Annotated in this window: 18 protein-coding genes; 6 read left to right on the top strand and 12 right to left on the bottom strand. The window is 66.7% G+C overall.

Going from position 1 to position 20,670, the window contains the following annotated elements; translation table 11 throughout:
- Positions 1 to 2: 2 nt before the first annotated feature.
- The gene (locus AC5P8Y_RS09445) at positions 3 to 560 is read left to right on the top strand and encodes a TetR/AcrR family transcriptional regulator (RefSeq protein WP_005409827.1); all 558 of its coding nucleotides are present in this window, start codon (positions 3 to 5) and stop codon (positions 558 to 560) included.
- 170 nt (positions 561 to 730) lie between these two features.
- Here AC5P8Y_RS09445 and AC5P8Y_RS09440 read toward each other — a convergent pair whose 3' ends face one another.
- The gene (locus AC5P8Y_RS09440; protein ID WP_111108898.1) at positions 731 to 1,627 is read right to left on the bottom strand and encodes an AraC family transcriptional regulator; all 897 of its coding nucleotides are present in this window, start codon (positions 1,625 to 1,627) and stop codon (positions 731 to 733) included.
- A gap of 106 nt (positions 1,628 to 1,733) precedes the next feature.
- Between AC5P8Y_RS09440 and AC5P8Y_RS09435 the strand changes: the two genes are divergently transcribed.
- On the top strand, positions 1,734 to 2,270 hold the full coding sequence (locus AC5P8Y_RS09435) for a carboxymuconolactone decarboxylase family protein (RefSeq protein WP_033835021.1): 537 nt from the start codon (positions 1,734 to 1,736) through the stop codon (positions 2,268 to 2,270).
- A 172-nt stretch (positions 2,271 to 2,442) separates the two neighbouring features.
- Here the strand turns inward: AC5P8Y_RS09435 and fdhD are convergent, their stop codons facing one another.
- Positions 2,443 to 3,282, bottom strand: a complete 840-nt coding sequence (gene fdhD / locus AC5P8Y_RS09430) for a formate dehydrogenase accessory sulfurtransferase FdhD (RefSeq protein WP_111108899.1) — start codon at positions 3,280 to 3,282, stop codon at positions 2,443 to 2,445.
- Between the two features lie 244 nt (positions 3,283 to 3,526).
- On the opposite strand from fdhD, the gene AC5P8Y_RS09425 reads away from it, so the two are divergent.
- Positions 3,527 to 5,809 (top strand): FdhF/YdeP family oxidoreductase, encoded by a 2,283-nt coding sequence (locus tag AC5P8Y_RS09425; RefSeq protein WP_111108900.1) that lies wholly within the window; start codon positions 3,527 to 3,529, stop codon positions 5,807 to 5,809.
- Between the two features lie 18 nt (positions 5,810 to 5,827).
- Here the strand turns inward: AC5P8Y_RS09425 and AC5P8Y_RS09420 are convergent, their stop codons facing one another.
- Positions 5,828 to 6,856: a DUF4034 domain-containing protein gene (locus AC5P8Y_RS09420; protein WP_111108901.1), complete on the bottom strand. Its 1,029-nt coding sequence runs from the start codon at positions 6,854 to 6,856 to the stop codon at positions 5,828 to 5,830.
- Between the two features lie 627 nt (positions 6,857 to 7,483).
- Here AC5P8Y_RS09420 and AC5P8Y_RS09415 point away from each other — a divergent pair.
- Positions 7,484 to 8,020 (top strand): DUF411 domain-containing protein, encoded by a 537-nt coding sequence (locus tag AC5P8Y_RS09415; protein ID WP_080356450.1) that lies wholly within the window; start codon positions 7,484 to 7,486, stop codon positions 8,018 to 8,020.
- A 122-nt stretch (positions 8,021 to 8,142) separates the two neighbouring features.
- Here the strand turns inward: AC5P8Y_RS09415 and blaL1 are convergent, their stop codons facing one another.
- The 4 genes from blaL1 to AC5P8Y_RS09395 form a co-directional block, all read right to left on the bottom strand.
- Positions 8,143 to 9,015, bottom strand: a complete 873-nt coding sequence (gene blaL1 / locus AC5P8Y_RS09410; RefSeq protein WP_111108985.1) for a L1 family subclass B3 metallo-beta-lactamase — start codon at positions 9,013 to 9,015, stop codon at positions 8,143 to 8,145.
- A 95-nt stretch (positions 9,016 to 9,110) separates the two neighbouring features.
- Positions 9,111 to 11,540 (bottom strand): TonB-dependent receptor, encoded by a 2,430-nt coding sequence (locus AC5P8Y_RS09405; RefSeq protein WP_164133482.1) that lies wholly within the window; start codon positions 11,538 to 11,540, stop codon positions 9,111 to 9,113.
- A 71-nt stretch (positions 11,541 to 11,611) separates the two neighbouring features.
- Positions 11,612 to 12,463: a FecR family protein gene (locus AC5P8Y_RS09400; protein WP_049403343.1), complete on the bottom strand. Its 852-nt coding sequence runs from the start codon at positions 12,461 to 12,463 to the stop codon at positions 11,612 to 11,614.
- Positions 12,460 to 12,984: an RNA polymerase sigma factor gene (locus tag AC5P8Y_RS09395; protein WP_049403342.1), complete on the bottom strand. Its 525-nt coding sequence runs from the start codon at positions 12,982 to 12,984 to the stop codon at positions 12,460 to 12,462. The genes AC5P8Y_RS09400 and AC5P8Y_RS09395 overlap by 4 nt, the downstream gene beginning before the upstream one ends.
- Before the next feature lie 202 nt (positions 12,985 to 13,186).
- On the opposite strand from AC5P8Y_RS09395, the gene AC5P8Y_RS09390 reads away from it, so the two are divergent.
- Both AC5P8Y_RS09390 and AC5P8Y_RS09385 read left to right on the top strand, forming a co-directional pair.
- Positions 13,187 to 13,453, top strand: a complete 267-nt coding sequence (locus tag AC5P8Y_RS09390) for a hypothetical protein (protein WP_033835014.1) — start codon at positions 13,187 to 13,189, stop codon at positions 13,451 to 13,453.
- Positions 13,454 to 13,462: 9 nt separating this feature from the next.
- The gene (locus tag AC5P8Y_RS09385; RefSeq protein ID WP_049403341.1) at positions 13,463 to 14,635 is read left to right on the top strand and encodes a low temperature requirement protein A; all 1,173 of its coding nucleotides are present in this window, start codon (positions 13,463 to 13,465) and stop codon (positions 14,633 to 14,635) included.
- Between the two features lie 101 nt (positions 14,636 to 14,736).
- Here the strand turns inward: AC5P8Y_RS09385 and AC5P8Y_RS09380 are convergent, their stop codons facing one another.
- The 5 genes from AC5P8Y_RS09380 to mgtA form a co-directional block, all read right to left on the bottom strand.
- The gene (locus AC5P8Y_RS09380) at positions 14,737 to 15,252 is read right to left on the bottom strand and encodes a DUF1697 domain-containing protein (RefSeq protein ID WP_111108903.1); all 516 of its coding nucleotides are present in this window, start codon (positions 15,250 to 15,252) and stop codon (positions 14,737 to 14,739) included.
- Complete coding sequence (locus AC5P8Y_RS09375) at positions 15,249 to 15,890, bottom strand: response regulator transcription factor (protein ID WP_049403339.1); 642 nt, start codon at positions 15,888 to 15,890, stop codon at positions 15,249 to 15,251. Before AC5P8Y_RS09375 ends, AC5P8Y_RS09380 begins: the two co-directional genes overlap by 4 nt.
- Complete coding sequence (locus AC5P8Y_RS09370; protein ID WP_033835010.1) at positions 15,883 to 16,938, bottom strand: sensor histidine kinase; 1,056 nt, start codon at positions 16,936 to 16,938, stop codon at positions 15,883 to 15,885. The genes AC5P8Y_RS09375 and AC5P8Y_RS09370 overlap by 8 nt, the downstream gene beginning before the upstream one ends.
- 197 nt (positions 16,939 to 17,135) lie before the next feature.
- Positions 17,136 to 17,873 carry an MgtC/SapB family protein gene (locus AC5P8Y_RS09365; RefSeq protein ID WP_033835009.1) on the bottom strand — a complete coding sequence of 246 codons (738 nt, stop codon included), beginning with the start codon at positions 17,871 to 17,873 and terminating at the stop codon, positions 17,136 to 17,138.
- A gap of 31 nt (positions 17,874 to 17,904) precedes the next feature.
- The gene (gene mgtA / locus AC5P8Y_RS09360) at positions 17,905 to 20,664 is read right to left on the bottom strand and encodes a magnesium-translocating P-type ATPase (RefSeq protein WP_111108904.1); all 2,760 of its coding nucleotides are present in this window, start codon (positions 20,662 to 20,664) and stop codon (positions 17,905 to 17,907) included.
- Positions 20,665 to 20,670: the final 6 nt, after the last annotated feature.

Genomic DNA, 20,670 nt, shown 5'->3' with positions numbered 1-20,670 from the left:
CGATGAGAACCAGCAAGCGCGACCGCATCCTCGACGCCGCCGTCAACGTGATCAATCGTGATGGCGTGCGAGCGGTGACCTTCGAGTCGGTGGCGGCCGAGGCCAAGCTGACCCGCGGCGGCCTGCTGTACCACTTCCCGTCGCGCGAGGCACTGCTGCGCGGCATCGACGAGCACCTGGTGCAGGCCTGGGAAACGTCGATGGAAACGCTGCTGGGCAAGCGCGCGGATGAAGCGACGGCATTGGAGCGCTACCAGACCTTCGTGCGTGTCTCGGCGCAGAGTGCCACCCGTGCCGAACTGATGTTCATGCTGGAATCGGCGGACCCGGACGCCGATGAGCGTCCGTGGGGACCGGCGGTACGGCGCTGGGCACCATCCGCGCCGGAGGCTGGGAATGTCGATCCAACGACGCTCGACAATTTCGTGGCGCGCCTGGCCGCCGATGGCCTGTGGATCTACGAGGCAATGTACGAAGGCCAACTGGACGAAGGCGTGCGCGCCCGTGTTGCCGAGCGCATCGCCGGGTTGTTGGCGAAGTCGGATGGAACGTCCAGTTGAGCAGCCAGCCGGCGCGCAGACATCGCCCGTGGTAGAGCCGACCGCTGGTCGGCTGCCCTTCGGTCAGGCCACGGAAACGCCGCTTCGGTAGAGTCGACTGTCAGTCGACTGCCCTTCGGTCAGACAACGAAAATCCCGCGCTTCGCGCGCTAGTCGACTGACAGTCGACTCTACCCCTCGCGCGTCTGCCCAGCCTGCGCGGCGCCCGCGGCCAGCCACGCCCTCGGCGATGCTCCCAGCCGCTTGCGGAACGCCTTCGACAGCGAGGCGGTATCGGCAAACCCGACCTCGATCGCCACCTGCTTGACCGCCACGCCTGCCCGCAGCTGCGCGCAGGCCAAGCTCAGCCGCCAGTCCAGCAGATAAGCGGCCGGCGTCGCCTGCATCACCTCCTTGAACACGGCCGCGAACGCGCTGCGCGACATGCCGGCAGTCGCAGCCATGCGCGGCAGCGCCCATTCGTCCTGCGGCGCCTGGTGCATCGCCACCAGCGTACGGGCCAGCCGCGCATCGGACAGCCCGCGCATCAGCCCATGGCTGACGCCCGCCGCATCCGGGTGGTCGACCACCCAGCGCAGGATCTGGATCAGCGCCACCTCGAACAGGCGGTTGGTCAGCAGCCGGGAACCGCAGCGCTGGCGATCGGCCTCGGCGAACAGCAGGTGCAGGGTGTCATCCAGTTCGCCGATCGCCGCCAGCGGCACCACCATCACCGGTGGCAGCGACTGCACGATCGGATTGCGCGCGCCGCCATCGAAGTCCAGCGTGGCGCAGGTGAAATCCGGGCTATCCAGTGGTGCGTTGAAGAACACATGGTGCAGCGGCTGCGGATACAGCAGCAGGCTGGGTGTGTCGATCTTCAACCGGGGCAGCGCGATATCGCCCCCGGGATGACGGACCTCCATTTCACCCTGGCGCAGGATGTGCAGGAAGGCACGACCGGGCTGCGGCTCAAAGACGTGGCGCCCGCACAGCGGACCACTGTGGAACAGCGCGGCCTGCACCCGGAAGCGTTCCAGCAGAGAGGAGAGGCGGTCGGGTGTGGAAGCGTCGGCGGACACGCTCATGGATGAATGGACAACATGTGTGGTTTATTGCGCCTGATTCGTCCAGGGAGTCTACCTAGGATGAGCGGGTCGTCCAATCCCGGGCGCTTTCCCAAGGAGATCCAACATGTCCCGTGTCCCACTGATCGATGCCGCCAACACCACCGCCGACCGTCAGGCCCTGCTGGGCCAGGTCCACGCCGCCTTCGGCGCCACCCCGGCCATGTTCCGTGCCGTAGCCAACTCGCCGGCCGCCCTGCAGAGCATGTGGGGTGCGTTCGGCGCGCTGGGCGGCGGTCGACTGTCGCCGCTGCTGGGCGAGCAGATCGCCGTGGCCATCGCCAACCGCAATGCCTGCGAGTACTGCCTGGCCGCGCACACCGCGCTGGGCCGCAGGGCCGGCGCCAGCGGCGAGCAGATGGCCGCCGCGCAGATCGGCCAGTCCAGCGATCCGGCCACCTCGGCGGCACTGGACTTCGCGCTGAAGGTAGTCGAGCAACGAGCGCAGATTGCCGATGGCGATGTGCAGGCGTTGCGTGAGGCTGGCTTCGATGATGAGCAGATCGTTGAGATCCTCGCCCACGTCGCGCTCAACCTGTTCACCAACTATGTCAACGTAGCGTTCGACGTGCCGGTGGACTTCCCGAAGGTCGCGCTGCGCTGAGATCTGGCCTGGCCCGGGTGGCAGTGGTCGCCCGGGCCGGTCTGAATGGAGCCGACCGGGTAGAGTCGACTGTCAGTCGACTATCGCGCGCAGCGCGGGGTTTTCGGGGGGCTGAACGAAGAGCAGTCGACTGACAGTCGACTCTACCCAGTCGACGACTACCCAGTCGATGCTAAATGTCGTCTGCCTGCAGCCGCTCGGGATGGGTATACACATTGAACCCGCTCTCCCGTGCGAACCCGACCAGGCACAGGCCGGCGCTGCGGGCCAGGTCGATCGCCAGCGCGGTCGGCGCCGAAACCGCCGCCAGCACGCTGGCTCCCGCACGCGCTGCCTTGCTCACCATTTCGTAGCTGGCGCGGCTGGAAATCACCAGCAGGCCGCCTTCGATGGCGTGTTCGTTGTGGTGCAGGGCGCCGATCAGCTTGTCCAGTGCATTGTGGCGACCCACGTCCTCGCGTACCCAACCAATGCGCCCACTGGCGTCGGCCCAGGCCGCGGCGTGGATCGAACCGCTTGCCGCATTCATCGGCTGGTGCTGGGCCAATGTCGCCACCGCCCGCTGCAGGGCGGTGGCGGAATAGCTGCGGCGTTCGCGGATCTGCGGCAGCGGTCGCAGCACTTCCTCCAGCTGGCGCGTGCCGCACAGGCCGCAGCCACCACGGCCGGGCAGCAGGCGCCCATTGGCGAGGTCCAGGCCGGCACCAGGTGCCTCTTCGGCCACGGTCATCTGCAGTTCGATGCCTTCCAGCTGTGGGCGGATGTCGATCGACAGCAGCTGCGAGGGCGTAGCAATCAGTCCCTCGCTGAGCGAGAACCCAAGCGCAAAGTCCTCCAGGTCGCAGGGCGTGGCCATCATCACCGCGAAGGCGGCGCCGTTGTAACGCAGCGCCACCGGCACTTCCTCGGCCACCACGTCGACCAGGGGCTGTCGCCCCTCGCTGCGCCAGCGCTGCAACGGGCGCTGGGCCGTGCCAGCAGGCGGGGCGTGCGGTGGGGTCGAATCAGGCATGCAGCGCGTCCGGACAAGGGAGATACGCAGGTGGTGGACCACCCACGCCATCGAGAATAGCGCAGTGGCCATGCGCTGACGCAGGTGTAACCGTTGTCATGGCAGGCTGCGCTGAAAACAGCGCGCACCCACTGGCGAAGCCGTGCAGGCCGTGTTTGACTGTGGGGCTGGCTGTGCGTTCGAAAGCGTCGCCGGACCGCGTTGTGCCCATTGTTGCTGCGTTCCTCCCGTCAGGTTCCCGAACATGTCCGAGCAGAAGCCGCCGCGTTACAAGCCTTACAACCAGCCCGCCGGTGGTTGGGGTGCCGCCGGAGCCACCGCCAAGGTGCTGCTGCAGCAGAGTGTGATCGGCAAGGGGTCGAAGGCGTTGCTGGCGATGAACCAGCCCGGTGGCTTCAAGTGCCCCAGCTGCGCGTTCCCCGATGCCGACGAACGCAGGAAGCTTGAGTTCTGCGAGAACGGCGCGAAGGCACTGGCCTGGGAAGCCACCCAGTTCCGTGCCGGTCGTGAGCTGTTCGCCCGGCATACCGTTACCGAGCTGATGGCGCAGACCGACTACTGGCTGGAGATGCAGGGCCGGTTGACCGAGCCGATGCGCTACGACGCGGCCACCGATCACTACGTGCCGTGCAGCTGGGACGATGCCTTCGCACTGATCGGCCGCCATCTGCGGGCGCTGGACAGCCCGCACCAGGCCGAGTTCTATACCTCCGGACGCACGCCCAACGAAGCGGCGTTCCTGTATTCGATCTTCGTGCGCGAGTTCGGCACCAATAATTTTCCGGACTGCTCGAACATGTGCCACGAGCCGACCAGCCGCGGCCTGCCGCCGGCGATCGGGGTGGGCAAGGGCACCATCGTGCTGCAGGACTTCGAGCACGCCGAGGCGATCTTCGTGATCGGCCAGAACACCGGCACCAATTCACCGCGGATGATGAGCAACCTGGTCGAGGCGCGCAAACGTGGCATTCCGATCGTGGCAGTCAACCCGATGCCCGAGCGCGCGCTGATCCGCTTCGCCGAGCCGCAGGACATGGTGCAGATGGCCTCGTTCGGTTCGACCGAGATCACCAGCGAGTTCGTGCACATCCGCATCGGCGGCGACCTTGCCCTGATCAAGGGCATGATGAAGGTGATGTTCGAGCGCGAGGCGCAGGGTGAGCGTGTGCTCGACCATGCATTCCTCGCCGAACACACGGTGGGCCTGGAGCCGCTGCGCGAAGACGTGATGGCGCAGGACTGGGACCAGATCGTGCAGGTGTCCGGCATTTCGCAGGCGCAGATCCGTCGCTGTGCGGAGATCTACATCCGCTCCAATGCCACCGTGATCTGCTACGGCATGGGGCTGACCCAGCACCAGTACGGCTCGCGCCTGCTGCAGCAGGTCGCCAACCTGCTGTTGCTGCGTGGCAACTTCGGCAAGCCCGGTGCTGGCATCGGGCCGATCCGGGGTCATTCCAATGTGCAGGGCGACCGCACCGTCGGCATCGACGAGAAGCCCAAGCCGGCCTATCTCGACCGCGTGCAGCATGTGTTCGGTTTCGACCCGCCGCGCGAGCATGGCCACCATGTGGTCGAATCCATCGAGGCGATGCTGGAGGGCAGTGCCAAGGTGTTCATCGGCCTGGGTGGCAACTTCATCCATGCCGTGCCCGATACGCCGCGCGCGTACGAGGCAATGCGTGGCCTGGACCTGACCGTGGGCATCGCCACCAAGCTCAACCGTGGGCACCTGGTTCATGGCCGCGATGCGCTGATCCTGCCGGTGGTGGCGCGCTCGGAGCGCATCGTCACGCCGGCCGGCGAGCAGTTCGTCACCATCGAAGACGCGATGTCCAATGTGACCGCCTCGCGCGGCGTGCTCGAACCGGTCAGCGCCGATGTGTTGCCCGAGGTCGAGATTGTCTGCCGCATGGCGATGGCCGCGCTGCCGCACAGCAAGGTCGACTGGGCAGGCTGCATGCACGACTACGCACTCATCCGTGAGCTGATCGCTGCGGTGTACCCGGAGATCTACACCGGTTTCAACGAGCGCATCCAGCAGCCGCATGGTTTTCATCTGGACATCCCGCCGCGCCGCCGCGTCTGGCCCACGCCAAACGGCAAGGCCAACATCCTGGTGATGCCCGGCCTGGATGTGGACGATCCCGTGCACGACCCAGACATGCTGCGCTTGGCCACCGTGCGCTCGCATGACCAGTACAACACCACCATCTACAGCTACAACGACCGCTATCGCGGCGTGTACAACGATCGCATGGTGCTGTTCATGAACATCGAGGACCGGCTGGCGCGCGGGTTGGACAAGGAAGCGCGGGTCAGCCTGGAGACGATCAGCGCTGATGGCGTGCAGCGGCGCGTCGAGGGCCTGACCGTGCTGGACTACCCGATGCCGCGCGGCGCGCTGGCCGGCTACTACCCCGAACTGAACCCGTTGTTGCCGCTGGACCACTACGACCGCATCAGCGGCACGCCGGCGGCCAAGTCGATCCCGGTGCGGATGCGGGCGATGGCGGCGGTCGCCTAGGCGTGGATGAATCCAGTCCTATGGGCCTTCGGCATGTGGGTTGGGTTCATCCAGAGCAAAGGAACAACGGAAATAGTTGGCCGTATCCCGCCAAGCGCCAACGATCGGTTCCTGGATCTGCGCCAGCAGTTCACGGGCCTTGACGGGATCATTGGCCTGGCAGGCGAAGTACGCAAATGATTGCAGGTTCCATGGCGAGGGATAACGTGACAGCACGTCTTCGAAGCCGCGTTTCATGGTCGGCCAGTTCACTTTCGACTCGGTGAACAAACGGTCCTCGTACTCCCGCTGCGAGGCGACCCAGTAGATACGGGCGTACAGCATGTATTGGTCCTGCGGTGGGGCCGCAGCCATGACCCTGCGTGCATAGGCTTCCAGGCCAGCCGGATCGCCGCCCCACTTCGGAGCGAAATAGCGCACGGCAGCAAAGTAGAGCGGGAAGTAGCCCGGATAGCGCGCGATGCCTTCGTCATGCAATGCGAAGAAGCGGTCTGCATCCCAACTCTGTTCGATTGCCCGGTGTTCCATCGACTCGTACCAATACGGGTCCGTGCTGGCGATGTCCTTGTATTTCAGCAGGTAGTCAACGGCCTGCTGCTGCAGCGCCTTGAACGGTGCCCAGTCCTCTTCCTTCACCGTATTTGCATAGCCGGGGCCGCGGATGCTCCAGCCTTGGCGGCTGAGCATCTCAGCCATGGCCAGGCGCGCCGACGGCGACCTGGGGTAGCGCGATATCCACGCCTGCACGAGCTTCTCGCGACCCTGCCAGTAGGCCGGGTCACGGTTGCTCATGCTGAAGGCATAGCCGATGCCTACGTAGTATGCCGAAAGCTTCCAGACACCACTGCTGAAGTAGCGATCCGTATCCCGGTAACGACTGGCGAGTTGCTCCAGTCTGGCGAAATCCTGCTTCTCCAGTAGCTGCTGTGCCTGCCGGGAGACTTCAGCGCGTTCGCTTGCTTCATCTTCGCTTGCTTCTTCGGCGTGGGTGATGGTTGCGCACGACAACAGCAGCACCACAAGCAGTGTTCGCATGAATCCATTCATGAGGGGAACTCCGTGTCGGGGACGGGGGGCAGGGGCGTGGCAAGGCAGGGTGGCACGATTGCCATCTCGCCATAGCAAGGGGCATCGCGCAAGTCGGCCGCGTGGTCGTCAAGCGGTCAGGGTCGTTGCCACCCCACGTTCAGGGCGCCTGCATCGGCTATCATCGGCCGGTGAACCTGCCTGGCCTGCTGCTGCGATGGATGTTGCTTGTCGCCCTGGTGCTGAATGCACCGGCGCTGGCGCTCGCTGCGTCTTCGTACAGCGGCCCAGCCAATCATGATCACTGCGCCGCACCGCACTCAGCCGCGATGGCTGCGGCCGGCTGCTGCGATGATGCGGCCCCGGCGGCCTGCCAGAGCGGTGAGTGCGAATGCCCGCCGGCCTGTCTTGGCATGCTGGCGACATTGAACGGAACACCGGCCTCGCCCTGGCGCGAGGCGCCTGTTCCGGCCAGTACCCAGCAACGCGCACCGCCGCCGAGACTCGACCCGTTGCGGCCCCCCATCGCGTGATTTCCTGCAGGCCTCACGCGCCTGCCGTAGCTGCTCGACTTCTTCTCGACTCTGCCCGCGCCTTCGATGCGCGGGCGGCGGGCTACGTTGCCCGCCTCTGCAAAGGAATCACTCAATGAACCGTACTCTCTCCCTCGGCCTGCTGCTGGGCACCGTGCTGGCCACGACCGCCTGCGCTCGTGCCGCCGAAGAATCCTCCGCGGCACCGGTCGCCAGCGAGGCACCGGCACCGGCCCAGGCCAGCCCGGCCAAGATCGATCCGGCCTTGCCGGTCGCCATCGTGCACAAGACCGCCAGCTGCGGTTGCTGCGGCATCTGGGTCGACCACCTGAAGGCCGCCGGCTTCCAGGTCGATGTGCGCGACACCGATGACATGAATCCAATCAAGGTCCGCTTGGGCGTGCCGGTCGGCAAGGCCTCCTGCCATACCGCCGAGATCGGCGGTTACGTGGTCGAGGGTCACATCCCGGCCGAGGACATCAAGCGCCTGCTGGCCGAACGCCCGTCCGCGCGCGGGCTGGTGCTGCCCGGCATGCCGGCCGGTTCGCCGGGCATGGAAATGCCGGACGGTTACGTGCAGCCGTACACCGTCGAGCTGGTGCGCACCGACGGCAGCACCGAGCCGTTTGCCCAGCACGGGCAAGGTGGCTGACAGCCCGTGGTGGTGCCGGTCGGTCTGACCGGCACCTTTCCTCGCGGCCGACTTGCTCTTTGCAGAGTCGAGCCGTGATCGACTGCTCTGCGGCTCCGTCGAGCAAGCTCGACGCTACAGAATCAGCGGGTCCCGGCCGTTTCCCTGGCCAACTGCGCGTCGAACTTCTTCTCGGCCGCATCCGCGTAGGCGTTGCAGGTCAGTGCCTCGGTGCTGGCCTTGCTGCCGGCGGCGTAGTTCCAGTTGCTGGCGCCCGGATGCGGGGTGAGCAGCAGATCGCAGGGCAGCGCCCGCACCGTTGCGAAGCTGCGCTTGTAGTCCTCGATCAGGCGCGGATAACGGGGATTGCCCTTCAGCTGGTAACCCGGTGCGCTGAGGCTGTCGGCGTAGGCGATGCGCACCGGCTTGCCATCGCGGGTGTCGGTCCAGGTCCAGGCGGTGCTGCCCGGGGTGTGCCCTGGCATGAAGTGCGCGGTGAACGCGATGCCGCCCACCGTGACCACTTCGCCATCCATGATGATGCGGTCGGCGCTGGCCGGCGGATAGGTGATGCCGTCGCCAAAGTGCAGGTCGTTGCTGCCGCCGCGCGCCAGCAGCACCGCCGTTTCTGCATTGGCCGCCACATGCGCGCCGGTGCGACGCTTGAGCTCGGCGACCGGGCCGGCGTGGTCGGCATGCGCATGGCTGAGCAGGATCAATCGCAGGTCCTGCGGGGCCACGCCGCGCAGCTTCATGTTGTCCAGCAGGTGACCGGCCATCTGTGGCATGCCGCCATCCAGCAGTACTGCGCCCTCGGCGGTCTGCACCAGCAGCGCGGTCAGGTCCTCGGTGCCGATCTGCCAGGTGTGGTCGGCAACCTGCAGCGGCGCTATCGGCTGCAGCCAGGACGCATCCACGGTATAGGCCCGCAGTTGTGGCAGCGGTGCCTCGGCGGCGCTGGCGTGGGCGGCCGGAAGAGCGACGGCCAGGGCGAAGGCGAGCAGGGTAAAACGCATGATCCACGTCCGCTTGAAGGAGGCCCAGAAACTAGCATGGGCCTCCTTCATCGCGTCTCGCATAGATTTCATGGCTCCCATAAGGACACCATGGATCAGTACCGGTACTGCCATCCCAGCGTCAGCACCCGGCCGCGGCCGGAGAAATAGCTCGGGTTCGACGGCGTGGTCTGCGAGTAGTAGCTGATGTACTGTTTGTCCGCCAGGTTCTGCACGCCCAGCGTGAAGGCATGCTTGTTCAGCGTATAGCGCGCGACCAGATCCACGGTGGTGTAACCCTTGAACTCGGCCACCTGCGCGCCACGCAGGTCGAAGTCGCGGTCGAAGGCGTGACTGGCCTGCAGGCGGGTGCTCAGCTGCGGCGTCCAGCTCTGTTCCCAGAACGCGGTCAGCCGGTTCGGTGCGATGTTGACGCCGGCCAGGTCGCTGTCGAGGCGACCGTCGATGTCGGCGTCGTAGCGGCCGTTGGCGCGTGCATAGCCCAGTCCGAGGTGGCTGTTGCCCAGCCGCAGGCGCAGGTTGCTTTCAAAGCCTTCCACGCGGGTGGCCTGGCGCTGCACTGCATAGGCATCGATACCCGGATCGTAGATCAGTACCGAACCCAGCTTGGATTCGGAGGTGTAGTAGGCAATGTCAGCGCTGAAGCGGCCATCGTCGTACTCCAGGCCGATCTCGCGGTTGTCCGACACCACCGGTGACAGGTCGATGAGGCTGTCCACGCGCTGGCCGTCGCGGTTGATCGCGCGCAGCACGCGGCCGACGTCGGCCACGGTGTAGCCCTCCGAATACGAGGCGTAGGCGTTGAGGCGATCGTTGATGTACCAGACCGCGCCGAAGTTGGGCAGGGTCTCGCTCATGGTCGGCTTGCCGCCGGCCACCTTGCGTGCGCCGTAGCGGGGCAGGGTGGTGTAGTCACCCACTTCCAGCTCGCCCTTTTCGTAACGCAGGCCGCCGGACAGCATCAGGTGATCGGTAGGCCACCAGTGCAGCTGCAGCAGCGGTGACAGGCTCTGGTAGGTGGTCTGCGGCACCCAGTTCATGCCACTGGCCAGCAGCACCTGGTGGGTGCGGTCGCGCAGGCCGTCCAGGCCCAGGGTCACGTCCAGCGTGGTGTCGGCGATGCGGCTCCAGCTCTGGGTCAGCTTGAAGCCGCGCTTGTCCGATTCGTTCTGGGTCTGGTCCCAGGCGGCATTGGCGCCGGTGTTGCCCCACGGATCCCATTGGCTGGCACCGTAGCGGCCTTCGAAATCCACCGCGAAGGCCTGCGCCTGGAAATGGCCGCCGAGCAGGTCGGCGGCGCTGTAGTCCACCGTCAGCGAACGCGAGCGGTTCATCGGCGGATCGAGCGGCGTATCGCCGGGGATTGAAATGGTCGGGCGACCGCTCCGGTAGTCACCGTTGATGGCCAGGTAGTTGTCCAGCCCGCGCAGTTCGTAGCGGTTGGCCATGACCTGCAGGCGGTGGCCGTCGGCAATGTTCCAGCCCAGCTTGGCGAATACGTTCGATGAGGTCGAGTCCATCAGCTCGCCCTGCGCGTTGGTGCCGATCGATCGGCCCTCGCCGTCGTGATACAGGCCCTGCTTCTCATAGGCCAAGCCAGCGATCAGGTCGAACTGCTCGCCGCGCACGCCCACCAGGGCCGAGCCGCGCTGGCCATTGTCGTCGTGGCGGCTGGGCAGGGCAGCGCCGTAGCTGACGTTGGTGTCGAGCAGGAACGCGCCCGGCTCACTGGGCGCACCGCGGGTGATGATGTTGACGATGCCGCCGGTACCGCCGATGCCCTGCAGCGCGTTGGCGCCGTGGATGACCTCGATGCGTTCGATCATCGCCGGGTCGATGGTGTGCGAATCACGCGAGCCATCGCGCAGTGGCGTGGACTGCGGCACGCCGTCGACCATGTACAGGATGCCGCGGCCGCGCATGGTTTCGCCGTAGTTGGACATCTTCTCGCGCGCCGGGGCAAACGCCGGGATCTGCGACGACAGCACCCGCGACACATCCGAGCCCAATGCCAGCTGCTGGGCGATGTCCTCGCGGGTCAGCACCGTGATGGTATTGGGCATGGCGGTCTCGCCCTGCGGCATGCGCGCGGTCGAGGCCGAGACCGTGACGCGGGCCAGCGACGTCGTTGTGGCGGATGACGGCGCCGATGATGCGGCCCGGGCCGGGGCACGCGGCTTCGCCGGCGCTGGCGCGGCACTCACCACGAACACCCCTGGCGAACGTTCCTGCATCGCCAGGCCTTGGGCTGCCAGCAGCCGCTGCAGGGCCTCACGCGCGGTGTGGCGGCCATCAACAGCCGGGGCGCTGCGGCCGCTCACGCTGTCGGCGGCGAACAACAGCTGGATGCCACTCTGCCGCGCCAGCGCAGTGAGCGAGGCCTGCAACGGGCCGGCCGGCAGGTGCAGCTCGACGGGCGCGGACGCAGCGGTCTGCGCCATGGCGGGCAGGGCCGCACACAGGCAGGCAGCGAGCAGGGTAGGGGCCAACCGGCGCAGGGCGGCAGGCGGAACAGGGCGGGTCATGCGGGGGTCCTTCGGAAGGGTTCAAGCACTTGCCGGATGGGACGGCGCGCAACCCACCCTCGGTGTGGCATTCAATCGCGGGCGCGCAGATGCAGGCTGCCATCGGAAGCGGTGTGCACCTGTACCGGCAGGATCTCGGGCAGCAGCGCGAGTACGGTTTCGGCGCGGTCGGCATCGAAGACGCCTGACACCTGCAGCGGCCCCAGTACCGGGTCGTCCAGCACGATGGGACGGTCGTGATATCGCTGAAGAATGCGCAGCACCTCGGCCAACGGCATGCGGTCGAACTGCAGCCGCCCACGGGTCCAGTCGGCTCGATCCGGGTCCACCGCTTCCGGCGGAGACAACGATCCTGGCTGGGCCAGCACACGCTGCCCCGGCTTCAGGCGCTGCTCGGCGCCCCCGCCGTCCACACGCACGCCCACCTCGCCGCGCCACAGGGTTATCTCGCTGAGGTTGCCCTGCCGGTCAACGTCGAACACCGTGCCGTAGTTGCGCACATGAACCGCCCCGGCCTCGACCTCGAACGGGCGCCAGGTCGAGTGCTGCACCTGGAAACGGGCCTGGCCCTGCACCAGCACCACCTGCCGCGAGCGAATGTGCCTGCGAACCTGCAGATGGGTACCGGCGTCGAGCAGCAGATGGCTGCCATCGGGCAGGCAGATGCCGCGGCGTTCGCCCACCGCGCTCCGATAGTCGTGCACTTTCCATGCCGGGTCGGCAATGAACACGCCCGTGGCCGTGATCAGCAGCAGCGGCAGGACGATCTTCGCCGCACGCCGACCGCGACGACGCTGCAGCGCATCCGCGCTGGGCATGGGGAAGCGTTCCTTCAGGGCATCGCGATGCTGGTCCAGCACCTGGTCGGTGGTTGCGGGTTGGACCGGCGGTTGCGGTGTGGACGGCGGCGGTTGTGGGCTCATCGCAGGCCAGCCGACTGTTGGCAATCGGCCATGGCCAGGCGCAGGTGGCGCTCCACCGCCTTCTGGCCGATACCCATGCGGCGGGCAACCTCAGCCTGTGGCAGTTCGTGGATCTTGTGCAGGATGAAGACCTGCTGGCGGCGGCAGGGCATGCGTTCGATGGTGGCGCCCAGTCGTTGCAGTGCCTGCTGTCCCTGCGCCTGCTGCTCAGGCCCGGGGCGCGGGCAGGCGTCATCGGGCAGCTCGGCACGCGCCTCCACCCAGTGCCGGCGCAGATCCTCGGCGCGGCAGCGATCCACCGCCGTATCGTGCGCGATCCGCCGCAGCAGCGCGATGGGGTGCCGTGCATCGTAGGCGGCCGGGCGTTCCAGCAGGCGCACGCAGACATCGTGCACCACCTCACGGGCCAACCCCGGCGAGCGGAAACGGCGGCGCAGGTACTCCACCAGTTCCTCGTAATGGCGCACCAGCGAGGACACCAGCGGCAACGCAGGACGGGGTAGGGAAGGCAGCTGGGACATCCGGACCGGAAGCAAGGGCAAGGGGCGTGCGCGGGGAGGACATCCCTGCGCGATGACGCAATACTAATGGGAACCGTTCGCGTTTGCCATGTGGGGCGCGGGTCGGGATTGTTCGTCGGAACTGGAAGGTGAAACCACGATCATCGTCTGTCGCGCAGAATCGGCCGCGGCTAGCCTGCCAGCAGGCTCAAGGAGATGGACCATGCACGTGCTTCTGGTGATGGTGGGTGGGGTGCTGTTGTTGGGGGTATTCCTGCTCTTCGGGCGGCTGTGGAGCGTAGGCCAGTCACAGCTGCCCACGGCCCTGCTCGCGTTCATTGCCACCTGGCTGCTGGTGACGCTGGCCAACATGTGGGTGGGCGTGAGCAAGGCCGGCTACGCCGTGCAGGAGGAACTGCCGATCCTGCTGCTGGTGTTCGTGGTGCCGGCCCTGCTGGCTGGACTGCTGTACTGGCGCTTGGCGCGCTGAAGGAAGGCCATGAGCACACGACTGAGACTGCCCGCCCTGCGCCAGCGCGATGGCCACCACGCCCGCGTGACCTACGAAGAGCTGTTCTTTGATCTGGTCTACGTCTTTGCGGTTACCCAGCTCAGCCACCATCTGCTGCATCACCTGGACCTGGTCGGGATGATGCAGACGCTGGTGCTGTGGTTCGCGGTCTGGCTGGGCTGGCAGTACGCCTGCTGGGTCAGCAACTGGTTCGATCCCGAGGCGCCACGCATCCGCAGCCTGCTGTTCGTCACCATGTTGCTGGCGCTGTTGATGTCCTCGTCCATTCCCGAGGCCTTCGCTGAACGCGCCTGGGTCTTCGCGGGGGCGTACGCCACCATGCAGGTCGGGCGCACGGTGTTCGTGCTGCTGGAGGTCGGTCGCAGCCATCCGTTGGCGCCCAATTTCCGACGCATGCTGGCGTGGGTGAGCGTGTCGGCCTGCTTCTGGCTGGCAGGCGCCGCCGCCGAGGGCAATCTGCGCCTGGCGTTGTGGGCGGTGGCGGTGGCCTGCGAATACATCTCGCCGATGTTCGGTTTCGCGTTTCCGGGCCTGGGCCGGTCGCACACCCGCGAGTGGACCATCGAAGGCGGGCACCTGGCCGAGCGTTGCCAGTTGTTCGTCATCGTCGCACTCGGCGAGACGCTGCTGGCTACCGGTGGCGTGCTCAGCGAGGTCGAGCAGTGGAGTGCTGCGGTGGTGTCTGCGGTGCTCGCCACCTTCGCCGGCACCATCGCCATGTGGTGGCTGTATTTCGGCATCTCCAGCCGAGACGCCACCGCAGCGATCACCCATTCCGAGGACCCCGGGCGGATGGGCGCCAATTTCCACTACGTGCATGCGCTGCTGATCGCCGGCATCATTGCCACTGCGGTGGGCAACGACCTGGTGATGGATCACCCGGAAGCGGCGGTGACCCCGGTCTACGCCACGGTGCTGGTAGCGGGGCCGTTGATCTATCTGCTGGGCAGCGCCTTGTACAAGCGCATTGTGTACGGGCGCGCCCCGTATTCGCATCTGTTCGGTGCCGTGGCGCTGGTCGTGTTGGGCGTGGTCTTGCCGCACACCCATCTGCTGGCCGCCGGTTGGCTGACCAGTGCGGTGCTGCTGGCCGTGGGCTTGATGGATACGCGGTTGAAGCGTCGCCTGAAGCGGGCGTGATCCGTTGCGTCAGCAAAGCGCTCCAGCCGCGATCGAACGCAAGCGCTGAGCAGTCGATTGACACTCGACTTCAGCACCGCTGCACAAGAAATGCTGGCAGGCTAGGCCAGCGCGGCGGCCATCGCTGCAAGCTTGCCCACCGTGTTCATGTTGCGGGCAGTGCCTTGCTGGGCATAGGACATCCGCAGGCGCGAGTCGGCCATGCCAGCACCGTAATGAACGAAGATCTCGCGCGTGCCGAGTGCAAGCTGTTCATCACGCCGGCCGGTCACGCCGTCCAACGGATCGGCGGGGAGGCTGGCATCGAGGAACAATGCCACCACACGGTTACCGGCGGCCTGCGGAAACGGATTGCGCGCCACCACGTCGGCGATCTCGCTGGCCGATCGCACCAGCACGCCTACCGGCTTGCCGGCGTAGGCCTTCAGCCGTCGGGCGAGGGCCTCCCGCACGGCGGCTTCATCAAGCCCGCTGCGGAACACCGCGTTGCCACTGGCGATGTAGGTGCGGGTGTCGGAAAAGCCGGCGTCCTTGCACACTGCCACCAGTTCGCGCATCGGCAGCTTGCCGGTGCCGCCGACGTTGACCGCGCGCAGCAATGCGACGTACGCGTTCATGGCGTCCCCGCCTGCAGGCGGTCGTACATGCGTACCAGGTCAACCAGGGTGCGTGCGCCCATCTTGCGCATCACCTGCGCACGGCGCACCTTCACCGTGATCTCGCTGACGCCGAGGTCACCGGCGATCTGCTTGTTGAGCCGGCCGCGCACCACGCCATCGACCACCTCGCGCTCGCCAGCGTTGAGGGTGTCCCAGCGCAGTTGCAGTGCGCCGAGTGCCTCGCCGTCGCGGCGGCGCTGGCGGTCGATCTCGATGCCCTTGTGGATGGCATCGAGCAGCTCCTGGTCACGGAAGGGCTTGGTCAGGAATTCGATGGCGCCATCCTTGATTGCGTTGACGCCCATCGCGATGTCGCCGTGGCCGGTGATGAACACCACCGGCAGCTGCAGGCCGTGGCTGCCCATCGTGCGATGGAATTCGAGGCCGCTCTGGCCGGGCATGCGCACGTCCAGCACCAGGCACGCTGGCGCGTCTTCCAGGTCGTGTTCGAGGAAGGCCTGGGTGGAGGCGAAGGCCCGCACCTGCAGGCCCATCGAGGCCAGCAGGTCTTCCAGTGCGGCGCGGACCGACGGATCGTCGTCGACCACGTAGACGATGGGCGCTGGGTCGATGGCTGGGGAAGCGGGCTTACGCATGTTGAACGTCCGAGGCGATGGGCAGGTCGAACACGAAGCAGGCACCGCCGCCTGCCGGCCGTTCGGCGCGGATCTGGCCGTCATTGGCTTCGATCATCGAACGGCTCAGGCTGAGGCCCAGGCCGAGCCCATGTGATTTGGTGGTCCAGAATGCATCGAATACTCGCTCGGGATGATCGGCGGGCAGGCCGACACCACGGTCGCGCACGCTGAGACTGACCCGCTGACCGTCACGCCGGGTCAGCAGCGACAGTCGCCGGTCCGCAGCAGGGACTGGCTCCATCGCGTCCACCGCATTGAGGATCAGGTTGCCGATCACCTGCTGTACCTGCACGCGGTCGGCGTGTACCGGCGGCAGGTCGGCGTCCAGCAGCAGCGCCACCGCCACGCCGTGCTGGTCCAGCTCGCTGCGCGACAGCGCCAGCATTTCCTCCACCGCCTGGTTCAGGTCGAAGGCGCGTCGTTCCGGTGCCGCGCCCTGGGTCAGGCCGCGGATGCGGGCGATCACGTCACCGGCGCGGTGCGCGTCGGCCAGGATGCGCGCCACGGTCTGCCGGGCCTTGTCCACGTTCGGAGGGTCCTGCGCCAGCCAGCGCTGGCAGGCTTCGGCGCTGCTGGCGATGGCGGCCAGTGGCTGGTTGACTTCATGGGCGATGGAGGTGGTGAGCTCGCCCACGGTGGAGGCGCGTGCCACCCGCAGCAGGCGGCCCTGCGCTTCCTGCACGGCGGCCTTGGCCGCTTCCATGTTCAGGGCGAGATAGGTGGTGATGCCGATCACCAGCATGCCGATGACCGAATTGACCAGGCCGATGCGGTAGGTGCCGAAGCGGGTGAGGAAGAAACTCAGCCCGGTGAGTGCGATACAGGCGACGGCCAGGGAGATCAGCCCGCGCGCGCTCAGTACGCGCGCTGCGGCGAGGATGACCGCCGCATAGAAGCAGGCGGCGGCGACCGCGTAATCGGTGACGGTATCGATCAGGAAGATCGCCGCCATCACGATGATCAGGGCCAGCAGCACCAGCGGGCGGCGGGGCGACAGCGATGGCATCGGGACAGTTCCCTGGCGTGGGCGGAAAGGATAGCAAAGCCGGCTTTGGTGGACGCCGACCTTGGTCGGCGTGCTCTCGTGCGGTGGGTGCCGACCGTCGGTCGGCACAAACCAGAGCGATGCCTGGTAGTGCCGGGCGCTGGCCGGCAACTGCACGGTGCTTCGGAGATCACGAGGTTGCCGGCCAGCGGCCGGCACTACTCCTCCAGGCTGGCGTTCCAGAAGCCCTGCAGCACACCGGGCGTGGTCGCCAGGGTGGCCAGCACGGCATCGAGCTCACCGGCATCCACCGTGGTGGCATACAGCACCGCTTCGATCTCCACATCGCGCTCACCGAACGGGCGCTGGTCCACCGCGCGCACCGGATACTGTGCCTGCTCAAGCAGCAGCAACAGCTGGTCCAGCACCTCGGCCTGCTGCTCGCGCTGGCAGACCACGTTGATCGCATAGGTCGCCTCGCTGAACGCTTCCGGCAGCGGCTGCCGCTGGATGCGGTTCACCAGCGGCCGCAGCAGGGTATTGGCGGCCAGCACGAACACCGCCGCGAGTACTGCTTCGGGCAGCAGCTTGATACCGGCACAGGCGCCCACCGCCGCCGATCCCCACAGGGTGGCGGCGGTGTTCAGGCCGGACACCTGCGCGCCGTCCTTCATGATCGCGCCGGCACCGAGGAAGCCGACGCCGGAGATCACATACGCAACCACATGCAGTGGTGAGGGTGGTCCGCCGTACAGATCATGGAAGCGCACGGCCAGATCGACGAACACCGCCGCTCCCACCGCCACCAGGGTGTTGGTGCGCAGGCCCGCGGTGCGTTGGCGCAGCTGCCGTTCCAGGCCGATGGCCGTGCCCAGCACGAACGCCACCGACAGGCTGATCAGCGAACTCAGGGTTGCGCCGGCGTTGAACGCCGGCAGGTTCGGATTGATGTCCATTGTAATTCTCCCTGGACAAGGCGGCGGGCGCTTACTGCCAGCCGTAACGACGGATGTAGAACCGCTTCAGCGCAGTGGTCAGCACCGCATAGCCGAACAGGATCGCCACCAGGAACGGCCAGTAGCCGGCCGGCAGCGCCTGCAGCTTGAAATAGCCGGCCAGCGGGCTCATCGGCAGAGCCACGCCAATGGCCATGATCAGGCCGGTCATCAGCAGAAGCGGCGGCGCGGCGATGCTCTGCAGGAACGGCACCTTCGGCGTGCGGATCATGTGCACGATCAGGGTCTGGGTGAGCAGGCCGACCACGAACCAGCCGGACTGGAACAGGCCCTGGTCGGCCGGCGTGCGTGCATCGAACACGTACCACATCAGCGCGAAGCAACTCAGGTCGAAGATCGAGCTGATCGGCCCGAAAAACACCATGAAGCGGCCGATGTCAGCCGGATTCCATTTCAGTGGCTTGCGCACCAGCTCCTCGTCAACGTTGTCGAACGGGATGGCGATCTGCGAGATGTCGTACAGCAGGTTCTGCACCAGCAGCTGCAGCGGCAGCATCGGCAGGAACGGCAGGAAGGCCGAGGCCACCAGCACCGAGAACACGTTGCCGAAGTTGGAACTGGCGGTCATGCGGATGTACTTCAGCATGTTGTTGAACGTGCGCCGGCCCTGGATGACACCTTCCTCCAGCACCATCAGGTTCTTTTCCAGCAGGATGATGTCGGCCGCCTCCTTGGCGATGTCCACCGCGCTGTCCACGCTGATACCGATGTCGGCTGCGCGCAGCGCCGGTGCATCGTTGATGCCGTCACCGAGGAAGCCGACCACCTTGCCCTGCGCGCGCAGCTCGCGTACCAGGCGCTCCTTGTGCAGCGGCGTCAGCCGGGCGAATACGCGGTGGTGGTGCAGCGCCCGCGACAGCGCGCCGTCATCCATGCGCTCGATCTGCGGGCCGGTCAGGATGGAGTCGGCGTCCAGCCCCACCTGTGCGCAGACACGGGCGGTCACCAGTTCGTTGTCGCCGGTGAAGACCTTGACCTCCACGCCATGCGCGGCCAGCGCCTGCAGCGCCTGCGCTGCCGATTCCTTCGGCGGGTCCAGGAAGGCCACGTAGCCGACCAGGGTCAGGTCGCACTCGTCGGCCTGCGAATAGGTGGTCTGGCAGGCGGCGGTCTCCTTCATCGCCACCGCCACCACGCGCAGGCCCTGTTCGTTCAGTTCCTCGGTGGTCTGCCGCACGCGGGCCAGGCGGTGCTCGTCCAGTGGCATGTCCCGGCCGTTCTCGCGCACGGTGCTGCACACCGCCAGCATTTCTTCCACCGCACCCTTGCAGATCAGCTCGTGGTGGTCCTCGCGCTCTGACACCACCACCGACATGCGGCGGCGCTCGAAGTCGAACGGAATCTCGTCCACCTTGTGGTAGTCCTGCGACAGCCGCAGCGAGCTCTGCAGCTCCACGTGTTCCAGCACCGCGCGGTCCAGGAGGTTGATCAGCCCGGTCTGGAAGTGGCTGTTGAGATAGGCGAACTTCAGTACGTCTTCCGAATCGTGGCCGAACACATCGGTGTGGCGCTCCAGCGCGATCCTGTCCTGGGTGAGGGTGCCGGTCTTGTCGGTGCACAGCACTTCCATCGCGCCGAAGTTCTGGATCGCGTCCAAGCGCTTGACGATCACCTTGCGCCGCGACAGCAGCACCGCGCCCTTGGCCAGGGTGGAGGTGACGATCATCGGCAGCATCTCCGGGGTGAGGCCCACCGCCACCGACAGCGCGAACAGGAACGCCTCGGTCCAGTCGCCCTTGGTCCAGCCGTTGATCAGCAGCACGAACGGCACCATCACCAGCGCAAAGCGGATCAGCAGCCAGCTGACACTGTTGACCCCCGCCTGGAAGGCGGTCGGTGCGCGGTCGGTGGCGGTGCTGCGCTGGGCCAACGTTCCGAAGTAGGTGCGGTTGCCGGTGGCCAGCACGATGGCCGTGGCCGTGCCGGACACCACATTGGTACCCATGAACAGCAGGTTGTGCTGTTCCAGCAGGCCGGCCAGTCCGTCGCCCGGGTGCGCGAACTTCTCCACCGGCAGCGACTCACCGGTCATTGCCGCCTGCGCCACGAACAGGTCCTTGGCGGTCAGCACGCGGCAATCGGCCGGAATCATGTCGCCGGCCGACAGCACGATATGGTCGCCGGGCACCAGCTCGCGGATCGGCAGGTCCAGCAGGCGCGCCGGGCGACGACTGTGCAGGTGGGCGCCGAAGTACTGGTCGGCCACATCGGCGGCTTCGGTACCCGGATTGCGGCGCAGTACGCGCGCGGTGTTGCCCACCAATGCCTTCAACCGTTCGGCAGCGCGGTTGGAGCGGCCCTCCTGCACGAAGCGGATCAGCGTGGACAGCAGCACCATCGCACCGATCACCACGGTGGCCTTGATGTCCTCGGTCAGCCAGGACACTGCCGCCAGTACCGTCAGCAGCAGGTTGAACGGATTGCGGTAGCACTGCCACAGGTGCCGCCACCACGGCAGCGGCTTTTCGTGATCCACCTCGTTGGGGCCAAGCGTGGCCTGCCGTTCCTCGGCCTCATGCGGGCTGAGACCATCGGCATGCGATTCCAGGGTGGCGAGCAGCTCGGTTTCGCCCTGCTGGGCGAGGGTGACCAGGCCGGTGGTGAGTGCGAACGGCGCCGCTTCGGCACTGCCCGGGCCGAAGCCGGCCTCGGGCATCGCGCGCCGGCGGAACAGGTTGCCTGCGCGACGGCTGCGCAGGAAGGCGTTGAACCAGGCGTTGAGCAGGCTCATGGGACT

Source organism: Stenotrophomonas sp. YJH_SMC_12-1 (assembly GCF_059370935.1).
The sequence above is the reverse complement of the archived record's forward strand: the minus strand, read 5'-3'. Positions and strand labels throughout refer to the sequence as shown.

What these genes read in the sequence shown, in the direction of transcription:
- AC5P8Y_RS09445 (WP_005409827.1), top strand. Translation starts at nt 3, where the DNA reads ATGAGAACCAGCAAGCGCGACCGCATCCTCGACGCCGCCGTCAACGTG.
- AC5P8Y_RS09440 (WP_111108898.1), bottom strand. Translation starts at nt 1,627, where the DNA reads ATGAGCGTGTCCGCCGACGCTTCCACACCCGACCGCCTCTCCTCTCTG.
- AC5P8Y_RS09435 (WP_033835021.1), top strand. Translation starts at nt 1,734, where the DNA reads ATGTCCCGTGTCCCACTGATCGATGCCGCCAACACCACCGCCGACCGT.
- fdhD (WP_111108899.1), bottom strand. Translation starts at nt 3,282, where the DNA reads ATGCCTGATTCGACCCCACCGCACGCCCCGCCTGCTGGCACGGCCCAG.
- AC5P8Y_RS09425 (WP_111108900.1), top strand. Translation starts at nt 3,527, where the DNA reads ATGTCCGAGCAGAAGCCGCCGCGTTACAAGCCTTACAACCAGCCCGCC.
- AC5P8Y_RS09420 (WP_111108901.1), bottom strand. Translation starts at nt 6,856, where the DNA reads ATGAATGGATTCATGCGAACACTGCTTGTGGTGCTGCTGTTGTCGTGC.
- AC5P8Y_RS09415 (WP_080356450.1), top strand. Translation starts at nt 7,484, where the DNA reads ATGAACCGTACTCTCTCCCTCGGCCTGCTGCTGGGCACCGTGCTGGCC.
- blaL1 (WP_111108985.1), bottom strand. Translation starts at nt 9,015, where the DNA reads ATGCGTTTTACCCTGCTCGCCTTCGCCCTGGCCGTCGCTCTTCCGGCC.
- AC5P8Y_RS09405 (WP_164133482.1), bottom strand. Translation starts at nt 11,540, where the DNA reads ATGACCCGCCCTGTTCCGCCTGCCGCCCTGCGCCGGTTGGCCCCTACC.
- AC5P8Y_RS09400 (WP_049403343.1), bottom strand. Translation starts at nt 12,463, where the DNA reads ATGAGCCCACAACCGCCGCCGTCCACACCGCAACCGCCGGTCCAACCC.
- AC5P8Y_RS09395 (WP_049403342.1), bottom strand. Translation starts at nt 12,984, where the DNA reads ATGTCCCAGCTGCCTTCCCTACCCCGTCCTGCGTTGCCGCTGGTGTCC.
- AC5P8Y_RS09390 (WP_033835014.1), top strand. Translation starts at nt 13,187, where the DNA reads ATGCACGTGCTTCTGGTGATGGTGGGTGGGGTGCTGTTGTTGGGGGTA.
- AC5P8Y_RS09385 (WP_049403341.1), top strand. Translation starts at nt 13,463, where the DNA reads ATGAGCACACGACTGAGACTGCCCGCCCTGCGCCAGCGCGATGGCCAC.
- AC5P8Y_RS09380 (WP_111108903.1), bottom strand. Translation starts at nt 15,252, where the DNA reads ATGAACGCGTACGTCGCATTGCTGCGCGCGGTCAACGTCGGCGGCACC.
- AC5P8Y_RS09375 (WP_049403339.1), bottom strand. Translation starts at nt 15,890, where the DNA reads ATGCGTAAGCCCGCTTCCCCAGCCATCGACCCAGCGCCCATCGTCTAC.
- AC5P8Y_RS09370 (WP_033835010.1), bottom strand. Translation starts at nt 16,938, where the DNA reads ATGCCATCGCTGTCGCCCCGCCGCCCGCTGGTGCTGCTGGCCCTGATC.
- AC5P8Y_RS09365 (WP_033835009.1), bottom strand. Translation starts at nt 17,873, where the DNA reads ATGGACATCAATCCGAACCTGCCGGCGTTCAACGCCGGCGCAACCCTG.
- mgtA (WP_111108904.1), bottom strand. Translation starts at nt 20,664, where the DNA reads ATGAGCCTGCTCAACGCCTGGTTCAACGCCTTCCTGCGCAGCCGTCGC.